We start from the raw sequence: 6362 nt of genomic DNA on the forward strand, positions 1-6362 counted from the left end.
TTATTAGAGTATTTATACCTTTAAATACCATCCGGATTGAATAATGAAGATGGACTCAAATATAACCTCTAACCATATGTCAGGACAAGATTATATAGGCTAACTCATTCGGAATAAATCTAAAATTTCAAATAGCATATAAGTCGAATTCTTTTGACTTTATACAGGTTCAGATTGCCAATGATTGATAAAAGATTCCAGTTCTAAACTAACGTGGGTCGTTCTTTATATCATATTTTATCATTTGATTGTTTTCGTAAGAAAGATAAGTGTGATTACCCAACCCAAAATATAAAAACTCGCCACTGCCCCAAACAGCATGCCTACCCAATTTTAATAATGTTGGCGTTTTTAGAGTCCATACTTTAGTGCTTAAATCATAAGCATATAAATTAAATTCGAGTCCCATATTACCTTGACCACCGCTAAAGTAAAGCACATTGTTATGAACATATAAATTGTTATGGTAGAAAAATTTATAGTCTCCTTTTGGGAAACCAATATCTTCCCATGAATTATTTTTTATGTCGTAAACAGTAATATTGTGGTCTCTAACATCTAAGTAGATTTTACCTTCGTGAAAGTATATTATATCGCTATGCCCTCGCATAAATGGAGGTTGGCTAACAGCTTCTTTGGTATGGTTACTTAAATTATACTTTATAAAAGCTAGTGTATTAACATCTATGCTCTCCATAATGTAAGCATAATTATTATCTACAATACCATATATCATCCCATGCCCATCACCCAATGAGATATCCAATGTTTCCTCTTCCCATTTTTTTAATGTCATATCATAGATGTGAAAACCTTTTTCCCATGGAACATATATTTTATCTCCAACCTCAGAAATATAAGTTTTTCCACCAGAATCAGAGTAACTTGTAAAAGGCATATTTGTTTCAACACTCACCCAATTTTGAGAGGTCTCATTAAAACGGTATATACCTTTTAAATTTAAAAAATATAATTCGCCTTTATATTCAAAATAAGAACTATTGTTATAATAATCACTAGAAATCTGATAATTTTCGAGTTTGCTATAGGGCTCAATACCATTGATATAGCCAACATTAATGATCTCCGGCCCATATTCTATTGTAACTGGCATTGCGGTTTCTAAGGCCGTGTGATAAGGAATAGTAAATTACACGTTTGTATTTGAGGTGCTAACAATATCACAATGAACACCATTTACTTTGACAACATAACTGTATTTGTTTTCAAGATTATTACCTTCAATTGTAAAAACATCCAGCTCTCTAATTCCTGAATTGTTTATAAGCCCTGACGAGGTGATTTTCTTTATAGTGAAGGTGATTTCGTTCGAGAATTGACCACCAGTTTGGACTTTTAATTTATGGTCTCCTGGTGCGATATTTTTGGGAACAATTAACCTAATTCCCTTGTTATTAATCGAATAATTAGATGTTCCATGGTCTTGAACCAATGCATCATCAATATAGACTTTACTCACATATTTATACCCAAAGTCTGATCCACTCAATTCTAAAAAATCAGTATGGGTATTGACAAATAATGAACTATTAGCAATGGATTCAATTATAGGTGGAAAAATATTAATGTTTTCTTTGCTGGTTCCAAACTGGGTTTTTATTTTTATATTTAATTTGCCAATATCAGAAAAAACGTATTTAGGATATTGACTTTTTGCTTCTAACCAATCAGACATGGGCAACGTTATTATACCATTGGCGTTGACATCTTGAAAATTATTATAGACGCCTCGTAACGTCACCCCTCCGATAGTAATATTATGGCTTGCCCCAGCAATAAAGTATTTTGTTTTTAGCGTGACAAAATCATCATCAAGATGGTATTTATCTTTATCAACAGAAATAATTTCTGGAGGCAGCATATTTATATTTTCTTCTAATTCAAAACTTCCTGTTTTTAATACGAGCTTAGACGAATTATCTCTAAAATATTCACTAATAACAACTTGAATTTCATCTTTTGAGAGGCTGATTATCTTCTGTTCTTTGCCTCCTACAAAAACCTTTGTTGGAAGGCCCTTTTGCTTAAGATAATTTCCTTTAATGAGAAGTGTGTCCAAGAAACCAGTGTCCCTTTTGTCTAATGAGGTTATAATTGGAGAAGTGCTTTTGTAATAATCTTGTCTTTCAATAATGGTATCTAATACTTTTATTTTTAAATTAAGTAAACCTGCTGGCAGCCCTTCGGGTATTGTCATCTCGAGGTTATCAATATCTAAGCGTTGTTTATTAAGCTTTACCTCAATGTCATCTATCCAAACATTGCTTATCTGGGAATGGAAGTTGTCTCCATAAATAAATGAATTCTCACCCACATAAGTTTCTATGGAGGAAATAGAATCCAGTACTGGTGGATTTATTTTAAAGGTTTTTTGAATGATAGTGTCTATCCCACAATTTCTTAAGGTAGGGGTTAATTTTGATGCGTGTATGTTAGGTATAATTATAGCTTTTATTAAACTATCGGATTCATATACTATATTCTGAAGGCTATTGTTTAATAAAAACCGGGTAGGTGTATCGTCAAGGGTTTTACAAAAGTTTTCGCCAATTATATGAATGGTATCATAAACAAATCCTCTTAAAGGTTTAATTTCTTTAACACTGATTTTAATATCAACATTACTATTAAAATCTAAGGTATCACCAGAAATAGCTTTATTTTCTACTTCGACGTAGGGAGCAACCGTATAAGATTTGCCTTTAATAACTCCTGATCTTATTATAGTTTTAAAATTATTTTTAGACAATTCGCCCTGTTCAATTTTTTTTACTAGCAACCCTTTGTGATGGACTAGCACACCATGGTTTTTAAACTTATAGTTTTCGAATCCTATAGTTTTAAGTTCTGTTTTGATTATTATTCCCGATTCAGTATTTTCTTCAATAAAAAAAGAGGTTATTTCAACTCGTTTTTCATTTTTTTGAATTGGTGAATCGTCCTTAGCGCATGAGATGAAGAACGCTATAACTACAAAAAGGATGAGATTTTTGATCAATTTTAATTTTTTAATACAAACTTAAACTTTTTTGTGTGTGGTAGAATTACTGTGTCATTAAAAGCCCATTTATTTCCACTGCTAAAATCTATATACTCATCTTGCTCTTAAGTGATAAACCGCATAAGATAGAATGAAATCAAAGCTTGAAACTCTGATGGACAGCCTCTAGTGAGATCATAATAATCAATCGATTAATTAGTTTAAATATCTATTAAAGTCAAAATAATTTCTTTTAAGATTATTCCTAAACCATTTTTTTCATAAATTTGAGAGAAACACTAAATCTTTCTAAAATGAGAAAAGCATTCTATTTTGTATTGACATTGCTAATAATGTCGTGTTCTGGCGCGAAGTCAACCTCCGGAATACCTGGTAAAAAAACCTTAAAAGGTACCTGGCAAGTAAACAACATAAAGTTTGAGGGTGACAAGGGGCTTTACAAAGCAAATATGTTTGACTTTGCTGATTCGGCTTGTTTTAAAAATAGTGAGTGGGTATTTATCCCTAATAATGGCTCCGGAAAATTTACGACCACAGCCAACGGCAGTCAATGCGAAGTACAAAGTAATAGAATACATTGGTCCTATTTTGATGGGGGCAACGGTAAAACCCAATTTCAGTTCTATTTAACCGATGCGAAAGGCAAGCGGATTGATGCAGCTAAAAGCGGGTATCGGGCAGATATAGATGCATTGAACGAGAACACCATGGTCATGCGCGTGAATACTACTTATGAGGGCAATCCATTTGATGTGGTAATGACTTTTAATAAAGTTTCTGATAATGTAACATTATAAATTGAAGAAAAGATGAAGATAATTGTAAAAAGAATTTTAGCCCTTATTATGGTTTTGACCCTTACCGTAGGATGTCAGGCCATTAAAAACTCAAATAAGACCCAAAGAGGTGCCGGTATTGGCGCTGCTGCAGGAGCATTGGCTGGTGGGCTTATTGGAGGTAATATTGGTGGAGCATTGATTGGGGCTGCCATTGGTGGAGCTGCCGGAGGCGTCATAGGCCATACTATGGACAAACAGGCAAATAAAATTGAACAAGCAATACCTGGAGCCGAAGTAAAAAGGGTCGGTGAGGGCATTCAAGTAGTTTTTGACGATAAAAGCGGGGTTAATTTTGATTTTGATAGTGCCAACCTCACGGGGCCAGCCAAGAAAAATTTAGATGCCATTGCTGATGTTTTTCTTGAATTTCCGGATACCAATCTCATGGTGGAAGGACATACAGATAGTGTTGGCAATGATGGTTACAACATGAGTTTATCTAAGAAGCGTGCGAACGCCGTGGTAAATTACCTAAAATCAGAAGGCGTTGCAGGAAACCGTTTTTCCGTTACATCTTTTGGGGAAACACGCCCTAGATTTGACAATGCCACTAAAGAAGGACAAGCTAAAAATAGAAGGGTAGAAATTGGTATCTCGGCAAACAAAGAGATGATCGAGGATGCCAAGGCTCAAACTAATTAATTTTGAAACATACTAAAAAAATCCGAGCTAAAGCTCGGATTTTTTGTTTTTACCAAGATAGGTTTAGCCATGAATTAAAGCCTACAGTTGCAATAAGATTACTTGAGCTCAAAGCTAATCAACGACTGGCAAGAAGCTCCAATAATATATAGTTGGTAGAACTTTTGATAATAGGAAACATACAAAAGGAATAATTAGAAAAACCTTATTATGCAATTATATGACGTATTAAAAAGTCAATACTAAAAGGAAGTGTAATTAGGGGAACGCGTTATTTTTCATAATTAAAAAATTGGCTTTAATTAATGGCACGTACCCACGGATCAAATTCTATATATCTTAAACCAAAAAGAGAATATAAAATAGCTCTCGGTTAGAAAATTCTCGAAAAAATTTAATTCTTGTGGTATAATTGATGCCTGAAGAAAAATATGATTATCGTGCTTCACTGGAATCTTTAACGTTTGCAGAGAATTTATTACATATTAGATATGCAATTGATTGGTATAATCAGTCACTATTGGGAAATCGAGAATCTCGAGATTGGAAAACTGATACCATCTTCCACATTACTGAAAAATTTAAAGAAGAAATGATTGCGACAATCGTTATTTCAATAAATTAAAAAAATTGGCTATTTCGGAGTGATGGTGCCACCTGTTTCGGTCAAACCGTGCCACTTTGAAAGATACTGCAATTATATAAAAAATTAATGTTATTCGTTCTTCAAAGCTCGTTTTCTTAAGGATTCACCCTTGAGGTCGATCCTGTGGGAGGAGTTTACGATCCGATCGAGGATAGCATCGGCAATAGTCCCCTCTCCAATGATATCATACCAGGCGGATACCGGTATCTGAGACAAGATGATGGTCGAGGATCGGTTGTAGCGGTCATCGATTATATCCATAAGAGATTCTCTTGCATGACCGTCAAAGCCCTGCAGTCCAAAGTCATCCAAGATGAGCAGATCTGCCTTTAAGAGTTTTGCCAGTTCCTTTAAATAGGTTCCATCGGCCTTGCTGAGTTTCAGTCTTTTTAACAAACGGGCCGTGTTGGCATAGATGGTACGATATTCCATCATGCACGCCTGGTGCCCAAGGGCCTGGGCCAGGTAACTTTTTCCAACTCCGGAAGCACCTGTCATGATGATGTTCTCCTTTCGCTTTATAAAATCAAGGCACCCCAGGCGCAGGAACATATTTTTGTCCAGATTGCGCTGTTGGGCATAATCCACATCCGCCAGGGCTGCGTGTCCCCGGAAGGTTGCCTGCTTGAGGAGCCTTTGGATCTTTCGGTCCTTATGGTTTTCCCACTGATGGTCCGTGAGCAATGCCAGGTATTCATCGGCCGTAAGGTTCGTGGTGCGGTTTTCCCTGATCTGCTGGAGGTGCAGATCTGCCATGGCGTTCAGACGCATTTGTCTTAGTTTTTCAACGGTTTGATTGTTGTTCATAATTATAGGATTTATTGGTTAAACATTTATTGATAGGCCGAAGCTCCCCGGATGTTCCCATGTACGGGGATATGCGGCCTGTCTTCCTCCAGGTCTTGGTAGAACAGGGAAGACTGGTCCAGGTTGTTCTTTAGGATATTCTTGATGCGCTGATAGGCTACCGCATCTGCCTGTATGGCTCTTTTGCATGCGCTGTCCAAACGCTGTGAGCCATAGGCCTTGTGCAGCTGGATAAGTCCCATGGCGCGTTTGTAGCCGATCTCGGGGTAATCTCCGGAGGTGATGATGGTCTCGATACATGCCACTACGTTTTCTCCGTGGACGGCTGCCTTCTTTTTAAAGAACTCGGGGCTCCAGTCCACATAATATTTGTGGGTACTGCTCAGGTGGTCGCGATCGGTGTTGT

General features: G+C 36.3%; 6 protein-coding genes and 1 pseudogene. 3 read left to right on the forward strand and 4 right to left on the reverse strand.

What is annotated here, in order from left to right:
• Positions 1 to 208 precede the first annotated feature (208 nt).
• Together G525_RS0119885 and G525_RS0119890 are read right to left on the reverse strand one after the other, a co-directional pair.
• A complete protein-coding gene (locus G525_RS0119885; protein ID WP_027127714.1) occupies positions 209 to 1114 on the reverse strand; it encodes a Kelch repeat-containing protein in 906 nt (301 codons plus the stop codon).
• Positions 1115 to 1150: 36 nt separating this feature from the next.
• A complete protein-coding gene (locus tag G525_RS0119890) occupies positions 1151 to 3019 on the reverse strand; it encodes an IPT/TIG domain-containing protein (protein WP_027127715.1) in 1869 nt (622 codons plus the stop codon).
• A 296-nt stretch (positions 3020 to 3315) separates the two neighbouring features.
• Here G525_RS0119890 and G525_RS0119895 point away from each other — a divergent pair, with 296 nt between their 5' ends.
• The 3 genes from G525_RS0119895 to G525_RS21525 all read left to right on the forward strand — a co-directional run bounded on the left by G525_RS0119895 (position 3316) and on the right by G525_RS21525 (position 5128).
• Positions 3316 to 3819, forward strand: coding sequence for a lipocalin family protein (locus G525_RS0119895; protein WP_084647808.1), 504 nt, complete (start codon positions 3316 to 3318; stop codon positions 3817 to 3819).
• Positions 3820 to 3831: 12 nt separating this feature from the next.
• Positions 3832 to 4503, forward strand: a complete 672-nt coding sequence (locus G525_RS0119900) for a YiaD family glycine zipper/OmpA-like lipoprotein (RefSeq protein WP_027127717.1) — start codon at positions 3832 to 3834, stop codon at positions 4501 to 4503.
• A 415-nt stretch (positions 4504 to 4918) separates the two neighbouring features.
• Positions 4919 to 5128, forward strand: a complete 210-nt coding sequence (locus G525_RS21525; RefSeq protein WP_051210038.1) for a hypothetical protein — start codon at positions 4919 to 4921, stop codon at positions 5126 to 5128.
• 90 nt (positions 5129 to 5218) lie between these two features.
• Here the strand turns inward: G525_RS21525 and istB are convergent, their stop codons facing one another.
• Positions 5219 to 5956 carry an IS21-like element helper ATPase IstB gene (gene istB / locus G525_RS0119910; protein ID WP_027127104.1) on the reverse strand — a complete coding sequence of 246 codons (738 nt, stop codon included), beginning with the start codon at positions 5954 to 5956 and terminating at the stop codon, positions 5219 to 5221.
• 26 nt (positions 5957 to 5982) lie between these two features.
• Positions 5983 to 6362, reverse strand: a pseudogene (locus tag G525_RS22455) (IS21 family transposase); the annotation flags it as partial.

Origin of the sequence: Gelidibacter mesophilus DSM 14095 (assembly GCF_000423005.1) — a bacterium.
Classification (GTDB): Bacteria; Bacteroidota; Bacteroidia; order Flavobacteriales; family Flavobacteriaceae; genus Gelidibacter; species Gelidibacter mesophilus.